At 56.8% G+C, this 18,418-nt stretch carries 13 protein-coding genes; 5 read left to right on the forward strand and 8 right to left on the reverse strand.

Annotated features, from left to right (window positions below):
• Positions 1–66: 66 nt before the first annotated feature.
• A complete protein-coding gene (locus tag KHQ24_RS00595; protein WP_032456725.1) occupies positions 67–2,016 on the reverse strand; it encodes a glycoside hydrolase family 127 protein in 1,950 nt (649 codons plus the stop codon).
• Positions 2,017–2,025: 9 nt separating this feature from the next.
• Entirely contained in the window at positions 2,026–3,426 is a 1,401-nt protein-coding gene (locus KHQ24_RS00600; protein ID WP_032456724.1) for an MFS transporter, read from the reverse strand.
• A 251-nt stretch (positions 3,427–3,677) separates the two neighbouring features.
• On the opposite strand from KHQ24_RS00600, the gene KHQ24_RS00605 reads away from it, so the two are divergent.
• Positions 3,678–4,493 (forward strand): AraC family transcriptional regulator, encoded by an 816-nt coding sequence (locus tag KHQ24_RS00605; RefSeq protein ID WP_004205028.1) that lies wholly within the window; start codon positions 3,678–3,680, stop codon positions 4,491–4,493.
• Positions 4,494–4,603: 110 nt separating this feature from the next.
• Positions 4,604–5,089, forward strand: coding sequence for a 4Fe-4S dicluster domain-containing protein (locus tag KHQ24_RS00610; protein ID WP_004205027.1), 486 nt, complete (start codon positions 4,604–4,606; stop codon positions 5,087–5,089).
• A 42-nt stretch (positions 5,090–5,131) separates the two neighbouring features.
• Here KHQ24_RS00610 and avtA read toward each other — a convergent pair whose 3' ends face one another.
• Positions 5,132–6,388, reverse strand: coding sequence for a valine--pyruvate transaminase (gene avtA / locus KHQ24_RS00615; RefSeq protein WP_004205026.1), 1,257 nt, complete (start codon positions 6,386–6,388; stop codon positions 5,132–5,134).
• A gap of 167 nt (positions 6,389–6,555) precedes the next feature.
• Positions 6,556–8,589, reverse strand: a complete 2,034-nt coding sequence (locus KHQ24_RS00620) for an alpha-amylase (RefSeq protein ID WP_004205025.1) — start codon at positions 8,587–8,589, stop codon at positions 6,556–6,558.
• Between the two features lie 313 nt (positions 8,590–8,902).
• Between KHQ24_RS00620 and KHQ24_RS00625 the strand changes: the two genes are divergently transcribed.
• On the forward strand, positions 8,903–9,721 hold the full coding sequence (locus KHQ24_RS00625) for a protein bax (RefSeq protein ID WP_017900030.1): 819 nt from the start codon (positions 8,903–8,905) through the stop codon (positions 9,719–9,721).
• Positions 9,722–9,782: 61 nt separating this feature from the next.
• On the opposite strand, the gene xylR is transcribed toward KHQ24_RS00625, so the two are convergent.
• From xylR to xylF, 4 genes are all read right to left on the reverse strand, one after another.
• Positions 9,783–10,961, reverse strand: coding sequence for a D-xylose utilization transcriptional activator XylR (gene xylR, locus KHQ24_RS00630; RefSeq protein ID WP_049004410.1), 1,179 nt, complete (start codon positions 10,959–10,961; stop codon positions 9,783–9,785).
• A 233-nt stretch (positions 10,962–11,194) separates the two neighbouring features.
• Positions 11,195–12,376, reverse strand: a complete 1,182-nt coding sequence (gene xylH / locus KHQ24_RS00635) for a xylose ABC transporter permease XylH (RefSeq protein ID WP_053809875.1) — start codon at positions 12,374–12,376, stop codon at positions 11,195–11,197.
• Complete coding sequence (locus KHQ24_RS00640; RefSeq protein ID WP_017900028.1) at positions 12,354–13,895, reverse strand: xylose ABC transporter ATP-binding protein; 1,542 nt, start codon at positions 13,893–13,895, stop codon at positions 12,354–12,356. The genes xylH and KHQ24_RS00640 overlap by 23 nt, the downstream gene beginning before the upstream one ends.
• Positions 13,896–13,958: 63 nt before the next feature.
• Complete coding sequence (xylF, locus tag KHQ24_RS00645; protein WP_017900027.1) at positions 13,959–14,954, reverse strand: D-xylose ABC transporter substrate-binding protein; 996 nt, start codon at positions 14,952–14,954, stop codon at positions 13,959–13,961.
• 495 nt (positions 14,955–15,449) lie between these two features.
• Between xylF and xylA the strand changes: the two genes are divergently transcribed.
• The gene (gene xylA, locus KHQ24_RS00650) at positions 15,450–16,772 is read left to right on the forward strand and encodes a xylose isomerase (protein ID WP_004205019.1); all 1,323 of its coding nucleotides are present in this window, start codon (positions 15,450–15,452) and stop codon (positions 16,770–16,772) included.
• Between the two features lie 92 nt (positions 16,773–16,864).
• Positions 16,865–18,319: a xylulokinase gene (gene xylB / locus KHQ24_RS00655; protein ID WP_064151002.1), complete on the forward strand. Its 1,455-nt coding sequence runs from the start codon at positions 16,865–16,867 to the stop codon at positions 18,317–18,319.
• The last annotated feature ends 99 nt before the right edge of the window (positions 18,320–18,418 follow it).

Here is an 18,418-nt window from a genome sequence, read left to right on the forward strand (position 1 = left end):
GCCTGCTCCCCGGCGGACAGCGAACGCTGTGTTGCCGGGGAAGAGGAGGTCGCACTGTGCCGGGCCTTATTCGGCTTCCCGTACCCAGATACGCATTTCGCCTTCTCCGCGGTTTGCCCAGCTAAACCAGGGAATAAAGGTCAGCGTCTGTGAATGGGGGGTGGCCAGCGGGTGATCGTAGCTCCAGAGATTCTGCGCGTCGGCGTTTTCTGCATGTTTTCTGTAGCCTGGAGCCTGAATCAACATGTTGCGAGCAAACAGCCCCTTTCCTTCAAACACCGTGAACCTGGCATCGCGTGGCAGCAGCAGGTTATGCAGCGCTTCGCCGTTATCAGCTTGTTCGAGACAATAGACCAGTGGACCGCGCTGCAGCGCGACCTGGCCTGCCTGGTGACGAACAAGCGGATTGCCATATACCCGGCGAACCGGCATCGGCAAGGTAAGCATCAGGGTGTCACCTTCCTGCCAGAGATGATGGATATGCAGATAGCCCTGGCGAATATCCTGCGTGACCGGCGCGCCGTTCAGGGTGATGTGCGGATCCTCGCACCAGTCAGGTAGACGCAGCGCCAGCGTATGGTTCACTGTTGACGGTGATTCGATGACAATTTTGACCTGTTCCCGCCAGGGATAGTCACCGCTGATACGCAGGCGTAACGTCTTTTCCCCAACCGGGATCTCGACCTGATTGCCGACATAGAGATTGATATACAACGCCTCCTCGCGTGGCGTGTAGATATAATGCCCCAGTGAGGTCAGAAGACGAGCGATATTCGGTGGGCAGCAGGCACAGCCGAACCAACGCTGACGAACAGGCTTAACATGGTCATAAATATGATTGAATTTTAAAGACTTAGGCTGCACTTCCAAGGGGTTGACGTAAAAGAAATGTTTACCGTCCAGCGCCATACCGCCCAGAACGGTATTGTACAGCGCGCGCTCCATTACATCAGCATATTGGCTGTCGGCTTCCAGTTCCAGCATGCGGCGCGCGAACATCATCAGCCCGATAGAGGCGCAGCTTTCCGCATAAACGGTATCATTCGGCAGGTCGTAATCGCTGCTGAAGGCTTCCCCGCTGCTCTGTGAGCCAATGCCGCCCGTAATATACAGCTGACGCTGGACCATGTTTTTCCATAACCGCAGGCAATCCTGGCGTTTGCCTTCGTTCTTGCTCAGGCGCGCAAGGTGCGCTACGCCGGCCATTAAATAAACAAAGCGAACCGCGTGACCCACAGCGGTGGTCTGTTCGGCAAGCGGCAAATGCGCCTGGCTGTAGGGTTTATCCATCACCATCCACGCCGGCCCATAGGTATTCCAGAAGGAAGTTTTGCCGCGTTTTTCATACTCGATGTCATAGAAATGCGGCTGTGTCCCACGCTGTTCAACGAAGTAATTAGCCAGCGCCATATAGCGTGGTTCCTGAGTCACATCGTACAAACGCATTAACGCTAGCTCTATTTCAGGGTGTCCCGGGTAGCCGTGCAACTGATTGTCGTCGGGGCCAAACACGCTGTCGATATGATCGGCGAGGCGACATACCACCTCCAGCAGGCGGCGTTTACTGGTCGCCTGGAAGAATGCCACCCCAGCCTCAATCAGGTGACCGGCACAGTACAATTCATGGCATTCGGCGAGATTGGTCCAGCGTTCCCCGGGCGCTTTCACCGTAAAATAGGTGTTCAGATAACCATCTTCACATTGCGCGGCGGCAATCAGCTCAATCACCTCATCGGCGGTTTTTTCCAGTTCCGCATCTGGCTTCTGGCACAATGACCAGGCGACGGCCTCCAGCCATTTCGCCACATCGCTATCCTGGAACACCATTCCGTAGAATTCTCCTGCCTGCTGACCTGCGGCGATACGGAAGTTTTCTATCGCATGGCTGGGCTCAGCCTCGGCGATCCGGTCATTGAGGGCCTCCCACTGGTAGGGAATGACGACATCACGCACCAGTTGCTGATACTGACCCAGAAACGGATCGTTAACTTTCAGTTTGTGCAGATCGACTTCCATGATTTCTCCTTAAGACTGAACGTGACGTGCGCGCAGATCGGCTGCAATACGCGACATCATGGGATTGTTGAGCTTGCAGGCGCGGATAGCGAAGGCCAGCAACAGATGGAACAGCGCGGGCAGCAGGGTTTCCATCGCCGTGATCCCCGATAGTGAGGATGGAGTCTGGTTGCTGGCGCCGGGTTGATAAGCGACGTAGATAAATACCAGGCTGATAATGCCCGCACTGGAGGCCCATGCCAGCTTGATAAAGAACAGGTTGAAAGCAAAGTTCATCCCCGACGAACGGACACCCGTCTTCCATTCGCCATAATCATCAGAGAAGGCCATCAACGAAAAATGCAGCGGTAGGGTAAAGCCCAGGATGATGCCATTGCCGAGAATGACCGCCAGCCACAGCGTTTGCCAGGACGGACCGGTGGGCAGGAACCACATTCCGACCGCCAGTAAGGCCAGTACCACATTGGTGTAGTAATAGAGCTTGACGGTATCAACGTGGCGCGACAGCCAATTGACGATCGCGGCACCCAGAATCGAGGAAAAGGTGACCATGGTGAAAAACAGCGATGTATAGCCAGTAGAGCCGCCGAGTACATAGGTAATGAAGTACATGTAGCCGCCACCGCGAATGTTAAACACGTTGATCAACAGGAATGACATCGCCAGCATGAGTAACAGCTGATCGTTTTTACGCAGACCGGCGATATGTTCGCGCAGGGTGAATCTGCCGAGCATCTCCAGGGAAACACGCTCACGTACCCAGAAAAAGCAGCACAGAAACATCACCGCCGCGATGGCGCACAGTACGCCGACACCATACTGATAACCCTGAGCGGTATTCCCCTGCCCGAGCGCTTTTACCAACCATGGCAGGCCCACGGAGACGAGGAATCCCGCCACGCCGCACAGTACAAAGCGCCATGCCTGGCAGGAGATCACCTCGCTATGGCGAGTGGTCATCGTATTAATGAGCGCGCAGTAAGGGACGTTAATCGCGGTATAGCTGACTGAAAGCAGCAGGTAAGTGCCGAAGGCCCAGGCGATTTTTACCCCCATGCCGGCATCCGGCACGGTAAAGGTCAGCACGCCGATCGCTGCAATAGGAACCGCAATCCATAGCTGCCAGGGGCGAAAACGTCCCCATCGGCTTTGGGTCCGATCGGCGAGGACGCCCATGATCGGATCGGAAATAGCATCAAACACGCGCAGCGCAAGGAACAGAGTACCGACCAGCGCCGGGGTGAGCCCAAAGACGTCAGTATAGAAAAAAGTGAGAAAGTTCATGATCAGGCAGGTGATGACCGTGCCACCGGCGTCGCCCAGACCATAGCCTATTTTTTCACGGAGAGATAATTTGTCGTCCTGCATGTGCTTCGTGAGGTCGCTTGTCGTAATCGGAGCCGTAGTCATAAATAACTCCCGAAGATAATGTTCAGAATTATTCCGCTGTCTGGCCGGCGGACATTTTTTGTCTTTTGCAAATACATTAATTATTTTGCACCGAATAAACGAGGCAACAAGGGAAGGGAAAAGTATAAAAAGAGAACGATTCCGACTTTGTCATAAAAGTGTGATTCCGATCCGGAAAGGCGTTAATTTATGATTAATAATCAGTTGGAAAGAGATGTTTTATCGTTTCGTTAGCGGAAAATTAAATATATATGCTTGAATTATCCATGTCTCTTCCGATTCGCGTACAAAATGGCGGCTTATTTATTTCCCGTGGCGTCGGCAGCCATCCGGCGCGTAAACTGCAATCCTGGGAAATTATTTTTGTCGAAAAGGGAACGTTAACGATTTGCGAAGAGGATGAAATATTTAACGTTAATGCAGGGGAAAGTTTATTGCTGTGGCCAGAACGTTCTCATGTTGGGGTGGGGGAATTTCCCGCCGACCTGAAATTTTATTGGCTGCATTTTGAAGTACTGACGGAGAGTGTCCGGTCTCTGCCGCCAGCGCTGCTTAACGTTCCGCAACATACCCGCGTCAGCGATCCACAATACATTATTTCGCTGTTTCGCCAGTTTCTTCGTGAACAGGAGAACATTCACCGCAGCCTGGCGCTGGAGCTCCTGTTATTGCTGATACTGCAGCAGATTGCTGCGGCGGCAAGCGAAAAACCGGACGACAGTCCCGGCGCTGCGCTGGCCTGGAAAGCGCAGCAGATCATCCATACCCGTTACCACTTGCCTGTTTCAGCCTCGACGCTGGCGAAAGAGCTGCACTGTAATGCGGACTATTTAGGACGCGTGTATCGTCACGTTTTCCGCGTGACGTTGACCGAAGCGATCCATCGTCAGCGGGTCAGAGCGGCGGAAAAGCTGTTGATCAGCGATTCACTGTCGTTGACCGAAGTCGCGGGTCAGTGTGGCTTTAATGACGTCGGTTATTTTCGCAAGATCTTTCGTAAGCACACCAGCCTCACGCCTGCCGCCTGGAAGCGCCGCTACTGTAAGGAGCACATTAATTCAGCGTAATGAAAAATCAGTTGTGCTAGTGACTAAAAACAGCGCTGATTCCATTCAGGATCAAAGCGCGGGCAGGGACTATTCTGGCACCCTGCGGTTTTATCCCCAGGGAGCAGAGGATGAACCGGTTTCTTATTGCTAATGCCCAACAGTGTATTGGCTGTCGTACCTGTGAAGTGGCCTGCGCGGTGGCGCACCAGCAGGCGCAGGATGTGTCCATGCTGTCGACAAGCCATTTCGCGCCGCGGATCCGGGTGGTGAAAAGCGGCGAGATATCAACGGCGACGGCCTGTCGGCAGTGTGAGGATGCGCCCTGCGCCAGCGTCTGCCCGCAGGGGGCGATTCGTCTGGAGGAGGACGTCTGGTGGGTCGATCAGCGCCGCTGCATCGGCTGTAAAAGCTGCATGGTGGCCTGCCCGTACGGCGCGATGACCGTCACGGTGGTGAACCAGCAGGCGCAGGCGCTGAAATGCGATTTATGCCACCACCGCGCCGAGGGGCCGGCCTGCGTAGCCGCCTGCCCGACGCAGGCGCTGCGGGTGATGGCTCCCGCGGAGCTGGAGGCGCTATGCGCGCAAAAACGCCAGCGGCTGGCGCTGGCGTGAGCGGGTCCGCCGACGGACGTTACCCGTCAGCAGCGTCAGGAATTACGCTTCCTGTTCGCGCCAGGCGAATTCAACCTCTTCGGCGAGAATTTTCACCCCGGCCTCGATTTTTTGCGGGTCCGGCACATAGTTCATGCGCATGCACTGGTGGGTATGCGGCCACGGTTTATCGAGTCCTGGGAAGAAGTAATCCCCCGGCACCATCAGCACGCCGCGCTTTTTCAGCCGCTGATACAGCAGCTCGGTGGAGATCGGCAGATCCTTAAACCACAGCCAGAGGAAGATCGCCCCCTCCGGTTTGTGAATAAGGCAGCGCTCCTCCGGCAGATAGCGGCGAATAATGGCGATGGTCTCCTGCACCCGCTGGTAATAGAAGGGTTTGATCACTGTCTCTGACAGGCGCAGCAGATCCTGACGTTTAATCATTTCACACATCATTGCCGGCCCGATACCGCCGGGCGCGAGGCTGATAATGCCGTTCATGTTGCTGATGGCGGTAATGATTTTCTCGTTGGCGATGATAATCCCGCAGCGGCTGCCCGGCAGGCCGAGCTTGGACAGGCTCATACACAGCACGATGTTCGGATTCCACAGCGGTCGGGCGTTGCTGAAGATTATGCCCGGGAACGGCACGCCGTAGGCGTTATCAATCACCAGCGGGACCCCGTGCTGATTCGCCAGCGCATCCAGTTTGATCAGCTCTTCATCAGTGATGACGTTGCCGGTCGGGTTGGTGGGACGCGAGACGCAGATCATCCCGGTCTCCTCCGTCACCTGCAGATGCTCAAAATCAACGTGGTACTTGAACTGGCCTTCCGGCAGCAGTTCGATATTCGGCCGGGTGGCAACGAACAGATCCTCTTCCAGGCCGGCATCGGCATAGCCGATATATTCCGGCGTCAGCGGGAACAGCACCTTGCGGGTGGTGCCATCTGCCCGACGCCCTGCGAACAGATTAAATAAGTAGAAAAATGCGCTCTGACTGCCATTTGTTAGCGCAATATTCTGTGGTTCGATCTCCCAGCCCAGTTCGTCGCGCAGCATCTTCGCCAGCAGGCTCAGCAGCTCGCTCTTGCCCTGCGGACCATCATAATTACAAAGCGCATCAAGGGCTTTGCCATTATCCAGCATGTCGGAGAGCAACTGCTGGAAGTAGTCATTCATCTCCGGGATCTGAGCGGGGTTGCCGCCGCCCAGCATAATAGCGCCCGGCGTGCGCAGACCGTCATTAAGGTCTTCCATCAGGCGGGTAATGCCTGAATGACGGGTGAATTTGTCGCCGAAAAGGGAAAATGTCATCGCGAATCGTCTGTCGGTGGTTCTGGAAAGTGGCTAACCATAACGCCAGCGCCAGCGTGGTGCAAATCGAAGGGAAGAGGGGTATTTTTGTTTTTATCCTGTGAATCGATATTTTATCAGCGTATTGTTCTGAATGGCTCCCCGCCGGGCAGGGAGCCACTCCTGTATTACTGCTGTTGTCCGGCCCAGATGACCATCACTTTGTCTTCACCGCTCTCGCGCACGAATCCGTAACCCCGCTGCATCGACAGCGTTGTCTGTTTGCCCATGCCGATCGCCGGATGGCGCGCGCGGAACTGGCCGATCTTCTGCCAGTGGGTAACGCTGCGGGCCGCTTTACCGTTGACATCCTGCCAGTTCATCTCTGAACGGGTGCCCTGCAGCGGATCCGAGCCGGTGGGGCCGAACGGGCGCGACGACTCGTCACCATAGAAAATCTGCACGGCGCCAGGGGCCAGCAGCAGCAGCTCTGCCGCCGTGGTGCCGCCTTCGCGGAACAGGCGCGTATCGTGTGAGGAGAGGTAGCTCAGCACGTTAAAGCTCTGCAGCTTGTCCGCCATTTGCTGCCAGGTGAGGTCAATGTTGGCCATGCAGGTCGCCGCTTTCGCCGCCTGGTCCTGATAGTCGAAATTGATCATCGCATCAAAACCGTGGCGATAGTAATCGCTCTCCATCACCCCGTGTCCCCAGGCTTCCCCGGTCATCCAGAACGGCGCCGCATCCAGCGCTTTATCCGGATTGGCTTTTTTCCACTCCGCCAGCGCGGCGGTGGCCTGGGTTTTTAACTGCTGCCAGGCATCCATCTCCACATGTTTAGCGGTATCGACGCGGAAGCCGTCGATGCCGTAGTCGCGCACCCACTGGCTCAGCCAGTGCGTCAGGTAGTCGCGCGGCGTATAGCCCGGGATCGCCTTCGCCGCAGTGTCCGGTTTATGGCTATAGAAGTTCGGCAGGCCCGACGCCTCCTTCGATTCGGTTTTCAGGTCCGGCAGGAAGGCCAGCGACATGGTGAGGTCGTCATAGCCCGGGTTGTCGTAATCGCCGATATCGGTGCGGATCCACTTCTTACCCCACCACTTCTCCCAACCGGCCTTGTCGCTGAAGTTGATATAGTCGTTAAAGCTGTGCCAGGTCTGGCCCGCGCCGGGCTTCCAGTCCGTCCAGCGCTCGCCGAGGGTTTTTTTCAGCTCATCCCCTTGCAGATACAGGGAGCCGAACTGGAACTCCTGCATGTCGGCCAGGGTGGCGTAACCGGTATGGTTCATCACCACGTCGAACAGAATACGTATTCCGCGCTTATGCGCTTCATCCACCAGCCGGCGGAGATCCGCTTCGGTCCCCATGTTGGCGTCCAGTTTCGACCAGTCCTGAGTGTAATAGCCGTGGTAGGCGTAGTGCGGGAAATCGCCTTTCGTCCCGCCGCCTACCCAGCCGTGGATCTGCTCGAGCGGGGAGCTGATCCACAGGGCATTGACCCCCATCTGCTGCAGATAATCCAGCTTGCTGGTTAATCCCTGCAGGTCGCCGCCGTGGAAGGTACCTATCTCCTGCATGCCGTCTTTATGTCGGCCATAGCTATTGTCGTTGGCCGGGTTACCGTTCACGAAGCGGTCGGTCAGGACGAAGTAGACGGTGGCGTTGTGCCAGTCGAACGGCGCCGGCGCGGCCGTCTCGGCGCGCTCAAGCAGCAGCAGGCCATTGCTGCCGAAGGCGGGCTGCAGAGTGATTTTGCCGCCGCTGACGGTCGCGACATTGCCGCTGTAAAAATCGCGAACCTTACTGCCCTCGGCGAAGGTTTTGCTAACGTCGATGGTCAGAGGTTTTCCATCCCACTTCGGACACTGGCGGATCTGCGGCGCCGCGGCGCTGGCCTCTTTTTCCTCCAGCGAAATCATCATCGTCGGCGTGCCGGAGCGGGTATCCACCTCCAGGGTATACAGGCCCTGGCGGAAGATGCGCCATTGCGGCGGCGTGCCGCGACAGGGTTCCATGGAGAGCATCTGGTTGAGCTTAATGCCGCCGGAAGGCTGCCAGCACTGTTGGTCAAAATTTAGCTGCAGGGGACGTGTACCCTTCTCAACCACTTTCTGGCTGATGAAGCGGCCCGTCCCTTCTTCGGTGAAAGCAGGGAAGTCGGCGGTGGTCCAGGCGGCAAAGGCCATCCCAGGCACGAATAACGTGGCAAGCGCAGCGAGTTTCATTGCGGGATCCTTGAGCGGTTTTTATCTAGTGTGCCTTGTTGCCGCAAGGGTGAACTCCTCCCGGCGGACGTTTTGCCAGGAGGATGAAAAGGGGTGAGTGACACCGCTCAAAAAATAGGCTAAAAATGAGACGAAGCTAGCATTTTCGCGCTGGCGATGCGGCGCAGAAACCGATTTCAGATGACAGCAATTCGGAATTGGACTATTTCTGTTGATGCCCTCAGTGCGTATTTTTGATACTATTAGCGATTCAGCTATCGTTTTTTTGTGAAAAACAAGGTGTTGGAATGCATATATCCGACCAGGAGACCTGATGATATCGAATCCCATACGACGATATGGGGCCGCCATACTTATGTTACTAACCTGCGTCTTTTCAGGTAGTGTGTTGGCAACAACGCACACAGCAACAAAGAGTCATAAAGCCCCAACGGTTAAGAAAATCAGTAGTACTAAGGTAAGCAGTAAACAAGAGTATTCTCGCAATAGTGTAAAGAGCAGTTCACTTCCTGACTTGCGAAAATACCCTTCCGGAACACCAAGGAAAAAAGCGTTTCTCCGGACGGTCATGCCTTATATTACCAAGCAGAATCAGGCGATTACTGCGGATCGTAACTGGCTTGTTTCCAAGCAGTACGATGCTCGCTGGTCGCCGAGCGAAAAGGCGCGCCTTAAAGATATCGCGACGCGTTACAAGGTGAAGTGGTCAGGCAATACGCGTCATGTGCCATGGAACGCGCTGCTTGAGCGTGTCGACATTATTCCGAACAGCATGGTTGCGACCATGGCGGCGGCGGAAAGTGGCTGGGGTACCTCTAAGCTGGCGCGTGAGAACAACAATCTGTTCGGCATGAAGTGCGGGGCTGGTCGCTGCCGCGGCGCGATGAAAGGCTACTCGCAGTTTGAGTCGGTGGAGCAGTCGGTGCAGGCTTACGTCACCAACCTGAACACCCACCCGGCCTATTCCTCTTTCCGCAAATCGCGCCTGCAGCTGCGTAAGGCGGATCAGGAAGTAACGGCCAGCACCATGATTCATAAGCTGAAGGGGTATTCGACCAAAGGGTCGAGCTACAACAACTATCTCTTCGCGATGTATCAGGATAACCAGCGGTTAATTGCCGCGCACATGTAATGCGCTTATCTACGTCATTATTAATGCCCGGCGCGCAAGCCCGGGCATTTTTCTTTGCTCTCTACATCATGACTTCACTGTGCCGGTCACGGTACTCTTTCGGCGTCACGTCGTACTCCTTCTTAAACACCGAATAGAAATATTGCAGCGACGGGTAGCCGCACATCTGCGAAATCTCATTGATCGACAGGCTGGTGGACACCAGCAGGCTGCGCGCCTTTTCCAGTTTCTCGCTGTGGATCACCGTGTGGATGGTCTCCCCCACTTCCTCTTTAAAGCGTTTCTCCAGGTTGGAGCGTGAAATGCCGACGGCGTCGAGCACCTGCTCCACCTTGATGCCTTTGCAGGCGTTGTTGCGAATGTAATGCATCGCCTGAATCACGGAGGGATCGTTTAAAGACCGGTAGTCGGTGGAGCGTCGCTCAACGACGCGCATCGGCGGGATCAGCTGGCGCTGCAGCGGGAGCGCCTCGTTATTCAGCAGCCGGTGGAGTAATTTTGCCGCCTGATAACCCATCTGGCGGGTGCCCTGGGCGACGGAGGAGAGGGCGACGCGAGAGAGATAGCGGGTCAGCTCTTCGTTATCGATGCCAATAACGCACAGTTTCTCTGGCACCGGGATATGCAGCAGCTCGCAGGCCTGCAGGACGTGGCGGGCGCGGGCGTCGGTGACGGCGATGATGCCGGTTTGCGGCGGCAGCGTTTGCAGCCAGTCGGCGAGCCGGTTTTGCGCGTGCTGCCAGTTTTCCGGCGCCGTCTCCAGCCCCTGGTAGACCACGCCGCGATACTTCTCCTTCGCCACCAACTGGCAGAAGGCATACTCGCGCTCTACTGCCCAGCGTTTACCGCTGGAGTTGGGGAGTCCGTAAAACGCGAAGCGGTGTACCCCTTTTTCCTTCAGATGAAGAAAGGCGCTTTCCACCAGCGCGGCGTTGTCCGTGGCGATATAGTGGACCGGCGGGTACTGCTCTGGCTGATGATAAGAGCCGCCGACGCCGACGATGGGGACGTTGACATCGGCCAGTAGCTTTTCGATTTCGGGATCGTCATAGTCGGCGATAACGCCATCGCCTAACCACTCTTTGATGTTTTCGATTCGTGCCCGAAAATCCTCTTCAATAAAGATATCCCACTCCAGCTGGGAGGCCTGCAGATACTCGCCGACACCCTCAACCACCTGGCGGTCATAAGCTTTGTTGGCGTTGAATAACAGCGTAATACGGTGACGCTTTTCAAACATAGATGATGTTCCTGCTCTAACCCCGGTCATACCCCTTCATTCATGATGTTGCCGATGGCCTGGCTTTCTCATTCACCCCGGCCACGTACGCGATACGCGGCCGGGATGCGCCGTCTGCAACCCGAATGCTGTTGGGTATACACTACCGGCTAATGCCCGAGATATTTCAAGCGCCTTATGGCGAAGTTTGGCGGTAGCGCAAAGAATTCAGACATTCTTCAGAGAGCGCTTCCTTACGCGCGCCGCTTGGTGGCGGAGTCCATCCACACCGCCAGCAGCAAAATGGCGCCTTTGACGATATATTGCCAGAAGGTGGCGACGTCCATCATGCTCATGCCGTTATCCAGGGCCGACATAATAAACGCCCCCATTACCGCCCCGGCGACGCTACCGATCCCGCCCGCCAGGCTGGTGCCGCCGATAACGCAGGCGGCGATGGCATCCAGTTCGGCGATGTTGCCCGCCGAGGGCGACCCCGCGCCGAGGCGTGAGCTGAGGATCAGACCGGCAATGGCGACCATCAGGCCGTTAATGGCAAACACCGCCAGCTTGGTACGCTCGACGTTAATCCCGGACAGGCGTGCCGCCTCCAGGTTGCCGCCGATGGCGTAGATGCGGCGGCCAAAGGCGGTACGAGTGGCCATGAACAGCCCTGCCAGCAGCAGGGCGGCGAGGATCAGTACCGGCGTCGGCACACCGCGATAGTCATTGAGCAGCCAGATTGCGCCCAGCACAATCACCGCGGTAATGGCCTGGCGGCCAACGGCGGCGGTGGAGGACGCGGTCGCGAGACCTAACGCCTGCCGGCGCATCCGTCCGCGCCACTGCCAGATAATGAACACTGCCATGCCGACAACGCCGATGCCAAAGCCAATGCCATCTGGCAGGTAACTTTGGCCGATCTGCGCCATCGCCGGGCTGGTGGGCGAGACGGTGGTCCCGTTGGTGATGCCGATCAGAATGCCGCGAAACGCCAGCATCCCGGCGAGGGTGACGATAAACGAGGGAACCTTGCGATAGGCCACCCACCATCCGTTCCACGCGCCGAGCAGCAGGCCCATCACCAGCGTCACCAGAATGGTGAGCGGCAGCGGCCAGCCGAGCCAGACGTCAAAGATCGCCGCCGCGCCGCCGAGAAGCCCCATCATCGAGCCGACGGACAGGTCGATTTCTGCCGAAATAATCACAAACACCATGCCGACGGCGAGGATGCCGGTGATGGCCGTCTGGCGCAGCAGGTTGGAGATATTGCGCGCGCTCAGGTAGGCGCCATCGGTAACCCAGGTGAAAAACAGCATAATGACGACGATCGCGGCGATCATCACGAAGACCTGGAGGTTAAGCCCCTTCAGCGCCGGCAGGGCGGTGGGGGCGGTTGGAGTAAGTTTGATTTCAGACGACGTGTTCTTCGACATGGCGTTCGCTCCTCAGCGCGGCTTCCATCACCTGTTCCTGGGTCAGATGTTGATTAACCAAATTGGCTTTTAGCCTGCCTTCGTGCATGACCAGCACCCGATCGCTAAGACCAAGCACCTCGGGCAGTTCGGATGAAATGACAATGACCGCGATGCCCTGCTGCACCAGCTGGTTAATCAGTTTATAAATTTCATACTTCGCCCCGATATCGATGCCGCGGGTGGGTTCGTCGAGGATCAGAATGCGCGGATTAAGCAGCAGACAGCGGGCCAGAATCGCCTTTTGCTGGTTGCCACCGCTCAGGCGGCCAATCGCCAGCTCCGGCGAGGAGGTTTTAATTTTCAATCGCTGAATGGACTGCTCAATACAGTGCTGCTCGGCGGCGTCGTCCAGGCTGCTCATCGCGCCGGTGAACTGGCTGAGCGCTGCCAGGGTAATGTTCTTACCTACCGCCATTACCGGCACGATACCGTCTTTTTTGCGGTCTTCCGGCACCATGGCGATGCCGTGGCCAATGGCCTGCTGACAGTTAGTGATGCTAACCGGCTGGCCATCAATGAAAATCTCCCCCTGCCAGCGCCCCGGCCAGACGCCGAACAGGCACTGCACCGCCTCGGTCCGTCCGGCGCCGACCAGCCCGGCGATGCCGAGGATTTCCCCGCGACGCAGGGAAAACGAGACGTCGTTGACCCGTTTAATATGACGGTTTACCGGGTGCCAGGCGGTCAAGTGTTCGACCCGCAGGATCTCCTCGCCGTGGGCGTGCGGTTCGCTGGGATAGAGCGCGGTGAGCTCCCGGCCAACCATCATGGTGATGATGTCGTCTTCGCTCATGCCGCTGGCGTCGCGGGTGCCGATATGCTGGCCGTCGCGGATCACGCAGATTGTATCGGAGATCGCTTTGACCTCATTGAGCTTGTGCGAAATATAGATGCAGGCGATATCGTGGTTTTGCAGATCGCGAACGATCGCCAGCAGCGTCGCGGTCTCTTGTTCGGTTAAGGAGGCGGTCGGTTCGTCGAGGATCAGCAGGCGAACCTGTTTATTCAGCGCCTTGGCGATCTCCACCAGCTGCTGCTGACCGAGGCCGAGGTCGCCGACGCGGGTGTCGGGCGAAATGGGCAGATTGACCTGCGCCAGCAGCTTCTGGCAGCGCAGCGTCATGGTTTCATAATCCAGCAGACCGTGGCGGGAGATCTCGGCGCCGAGGAAAATGTTCTCCAGCACGGTGAGATGTTTCACCAGCGCCAGCTCCTGATGAATAATGGCGATGCCTTTGCGTTCGGTATCGCGAATATGGTTTGCCTGCAGCGTTTCGCCGGCAAAAATAATCTCCCCCTCATAGCTTCCGTGCGGATAGATACCGCACAGCACTTTCATCAGCGTCGATTTTCCCGAACCATTTTCACCGCATAACGAGACCACCTCGCCAGCGTTCAGGCGCAGGCTGACATTATCCACGGCCTTAACGGCGCCGAAGGTTTTGGTGATGTTCTTCATTTCGAGTAGCCAGGCCATAAAGACTCCGAAAAGTGATATCCGGCGGGATGAAAATGACGCCCCGCAGCGGGGCGTCAGCCATTACAGTTCACTCTTTTTATGGAAACCGTCTTTAATCACCGTGGCGTCGATATTCTCTTTATTCACTTCAATTGGCGTTAACAGGCGCGAAGGGACATCTTTTAAACCGTTATTCAGCGTAGTGTCAGACTTCGGCTGCTTATCGTTGCCCAGCTCAACGGCGATTTCGGCGGCGTTGGTGGCCAGGGTGGTAATCGGTTTATAGACGGTCATCGTCTGGGTACCGGAAATAATGCGCTTCACGCCCGCCAGGTCAGCATCCTGACCGGAGATCGCCACTTTGCCGGCCAGCCCCTGGGCGGTTAAGGCCTGGATGGCGCCGCCGGCGGTGGCGTCATTGGAGGCAACCACGGCGTCGATTTTGTTATTATTCGCCGTCAACGCGTTTTCCATTATTTTCAGCGCGTTTTCCGGCAGCCAGCCGTCAACCCACTGATCGCCGACAATCTTAATTTTGCCCTCATCGACATACGGCTTGAGGACCTTCATCTGCCCGGCGCGGAACAGTTTGGCATTATTATCCACCGGCGAACCGCCCATCAGGAAATAATTACCCTGCGGCACTTTGTCGACCAGGCTTTGCGCCTGCATTTCGCCGACTTTTTCATTGTCGAAAGAAATATAAAAATCAATATCAGCATTATTAATCATGCGATCATAGGCCAGGACTTTAATACCTTCCTGTTTGGCCTCTTTAATAACGTTGCTGAGCACCTGACCGTTATAAGGAATAATGACTAAGACATCGACGCCGCGGTTGATCATGTTTTCAATTTGCGACATTTGCGTTTCTTCATTGCCATTGGCGGACTGAACAAAAACTTTGGCGCCTAAGGATTCCGCTTTATTGACGAAAATATCGCGGTCTTTCTGCCAGCGCTCCAGACGCAGATCGTCGATGGCCATGCCAATCTTCACTTCTTTCGCCATCCCCGCCATGCTGGCGAGCAGGAGGGAGCTGGCGCAAAGCGTAAGGCAAAGGTTCTTTATCTTCATAATAACGATACCTTTTTTGTAAGGGTAGGTAAGACGAACGGAAAATAATGTTTGATACATGAGGTTGCGGATACGTTACAGATTCTTAACGCGGAAAGCAGGGCTGGCAATTACCGGTTTTTATTTTGCGGTTATGAAATTTCGTTTAATGCGTAAATTATGACGGCGATCGTATTTTATTCATGCACACTCTTATTATTGCACTGGACTTCTCTGACAGGACGGCAGAAGAACGAGCAGATATTATTTTTTGCGAGCTAGCGCACGTTTGTGGATTCTCTCAATGGCGGTGTGAAATAACGTAATTGAGGAAAATGAAAGCGAAATTCTATATTGGCTTAAACCCGTCATACTTCAAGTTGTAGGTGTGTTGGTGACATTCGTTGCTTCGCCCCCTGGTTATCGGGGACTCGCGCTCCTGCCGCCTTCCTGCAACTCGAATTATTTAGGGTACCTGATTGGTTATTCGCCGCATCTCTGAATATGGAGTTCTCTATGCAGACCTATTTCGATCAACTCGATCGCGTTCGTTACGAAGGCCCGAAATCCACTAACCCGCTGGCTTTCCGTCATTACAACCCGGATGAACTGGTGCTGGGCAAACGGATGGAAGATCATCTGCGTTTTGCGGCCTGTTACTGGCACACTTTCTGCTGGAATGGCGCCGATATGTTTGGCGTGGGCTCCTTCGATCGCCCATGGCAGCAGCCTGGCGACGCCCTGGAGATGGCCAAACGCAAAGCCGATGTGGCGTTCGAATTTTTCCATAAACTCAACGTGCCTTACTACTGCTTCCACGACGTTGACGTCTCGCCGGAAGGGAGTTCGCTCAAGGAGTACAGCAATAACTTCGCCCGGATGGTCGAGGTACTGGCGGAGAAGCAGCAGCAGAGCGGCGTCAAGCTTCTGTGGGGGACCGCAAACTGCTTCACCAACCCGCGCTACGGCGCTGGCGCGGCCACCAACCCGGACCCGGAAGTGTTCAGCTGGGCGGCCACCCAGGTGGTCACCGCCATGAATGCCACCCATCAGCTGGGCGGCGAAAACTATGTTCTGTGGGGCGGTCGCGAGGGCTATGAAACCCTGCTGAATACCGACCTGCGCCAGGAGCGTGAACAGATTGGCCGCTTTATGCAGCTGGTGGTGGAGCATAAGCACAAAATCGGCTTTAAAGGCACGCTGCTGATCGAGCCCAAACCGCAGGAGCCTACCAAGCATCAGTATGATTATGATGCCTCTACCGTTTACGGCTTCCTCAAGCAGTTTGGTCTGGAAAAAGAGATTAAACTGAACATTGAAGCCAACCATGCGACCCTCGCCGGCCACTCGTTCCATCATGAGATCGCGACGGCCATCGCGCTGGGGCTGTTCGGTTCCGTCGACGCCAACCGCGGCGATCCGCAGCTGGGCTGGGATACCGACCAGTTCCCGAACAGCGTCGAAGAGAACGCGCTGGTGATGTATGAAATTCTCAAAGCGGGCGGCTTCACCACCGGCGGCCTCAATTTTGATGCGAAAGTGCGTCGTCAGAGCACCGACAAATACGATCTGTTCTATGGCCATATCGGCGCGATGGATACCATGGCGCTGTCGCTGAAGGTCGCGGCGCGGATGATCGAGGACGGTGAACTGGATAAACGCGTGGCCAAACGCTACGCCGGCTGGAACGGCGAGCTGGGGCAGCAGATCCTGAACGGGCAGATGACCCTCAGCGACATTGCCCAGTATGCCGTTCAGCATCAGCTGGCGCCGCAGCATCGCAGCGGCCAGCAGGAACAACTGGAAAACCTGGTCAACCATTATCTGTTTGACAAGTAATCATGCGGCGGCGCCCGGCGTGACCGGGGTCGCCACCAGGATGCTCTGTTCGCGCCACGCTCAGCCGTGGCGCGCGTTTAAGGAGAGGGAGTATGTATATCGGCATCGATCTGGGGACATCGGGCGTCAAAGCCATTCTGCTCAATGAGCAGGGTGATGTGGTGGCATCGCATACCGAAAAGCTTACCGTCTCGCGTCCGCATCCGCTGTGGTCGGAACAAGATCCCGAGCAGTGGTGGCAGGCGACGGACACGGCGATGAAAGCCTTGGGCGCGCAGCATAGTCTGCGCGACGTGAAGGCGCTGGGGATCGCCGGGCAGATGCACGGCGCCACCCTGCTGGATAAATCGTTACAGGTGCTGCGTCCTGCCATTTTATGGAATGACGGCCGCTGCGGCGAAGAGTGCCAGCTGCTGGAGGAAAAAGTCAGCGCTTCCCGGCAGATCACCGGCAACCTGATGATGCCGGGCTTTACGGCGCCGAAGCTCTTGTGGGTGCAGCGCCACGAGGCGGCGGTGTTCAGCCAGGTCGATAAAGTGCTGCTGCCGAAGGATTATCTGCGTCTGCGGATAACCGGCGAGCTTGCCAGCGATATGTCTGACGCCGCCGGTACCCTGTGGATGGACGTCGCCCGACGCGACTGGAGCGATGAGATGCTCGCCGCCTGCGATCTCAGCCGGGACGCGATGCCGGCGTTGTTTGAAGGCAGCGACGTCACCGGGCAGCTGCGCCCGGAGGTGGCGCAGGCGTGGAATATGCCACAGGCGCTGGTGGTGGGGGGGGGCGGCGACAACGCCGCCGGCGCAGTCGGGGTTGGCATGGCCGATGCCGGTCAGGCGATGCTGTCGCTGGGCACTTCAGGTGTGTATTTCGCGGTCAGCGAAGGATTCCTCAGCAAGCCTGAAAGCGCGGTGCATAGCTTTTGCCATGCGCTGCCGGGCCGCTGGCATTTGATGTCGGTGATGCTCAGCGCGGCCTCCTGTCTGGACTGGGCGGCGAAATTAACCGGTCTCGCCAGCGTGCCGGCGCTGATTGCGGCGGCACAGTCAGCCGACGAGAGCGCCGGTCCGGTGTGGTTCCTGCCCTATCTGTCGGGCGAACGCACGCCGCACAACAACCCGCAGGCCAAGGGCGTCTTCTTCGGCCTGACGCATCAGCATGGGCCGGCAGAGCTGGCGCGGGCGGTGCTGGAGGGGGTGGGCTATGCGCTGGCGGACGGTATGGACGTGGTACACGCCTGCGGCATCAAGCCGCAGAGCATCACCCTTATCGGCGGCGGGGCGCGTAGCGCTTACTGGCGACAAATGCTGGCGGATATCAGCGGCCAGCAGCTCGATTACCGTACCGGGGGCGACGTCGGCCCGGCGCTGGGGGCGGCCAGGCTGGCGCAGCTGGCGGTGCACGGCGAAACCGACCGCGCCGGGCTGTTGACGCCGCTGCCGCTTGAGCAAGCGCATCGCCCGGACGATCGCCGAGTGGCCCACTATGCGCCGCAGCGGGAAACCTTCCGCCAGATTTATCAGCAGCTGAAACCGCTGATGTCATAGCCTCAGTCCGTCCGGCAGCGCCGGGCGGATTACTCCCCTGAATGCCCAAGCTGCATTCATCCAAAACACGTATTTATTAATTCCGAAATGTCAGCTTTG

Origin of the sequence: Klebsiella sp. 54 (assembly GCF_018223875.1) — a bacterium.
In the GTDB taxonomy this organism is placed as follows: Bacteria; Pseudomonadota; Gammaproteobacteria; order Enterobacterales; family Enterobacteriaceae; genus Klebsiella; species Klebsiella quasipneumoniae.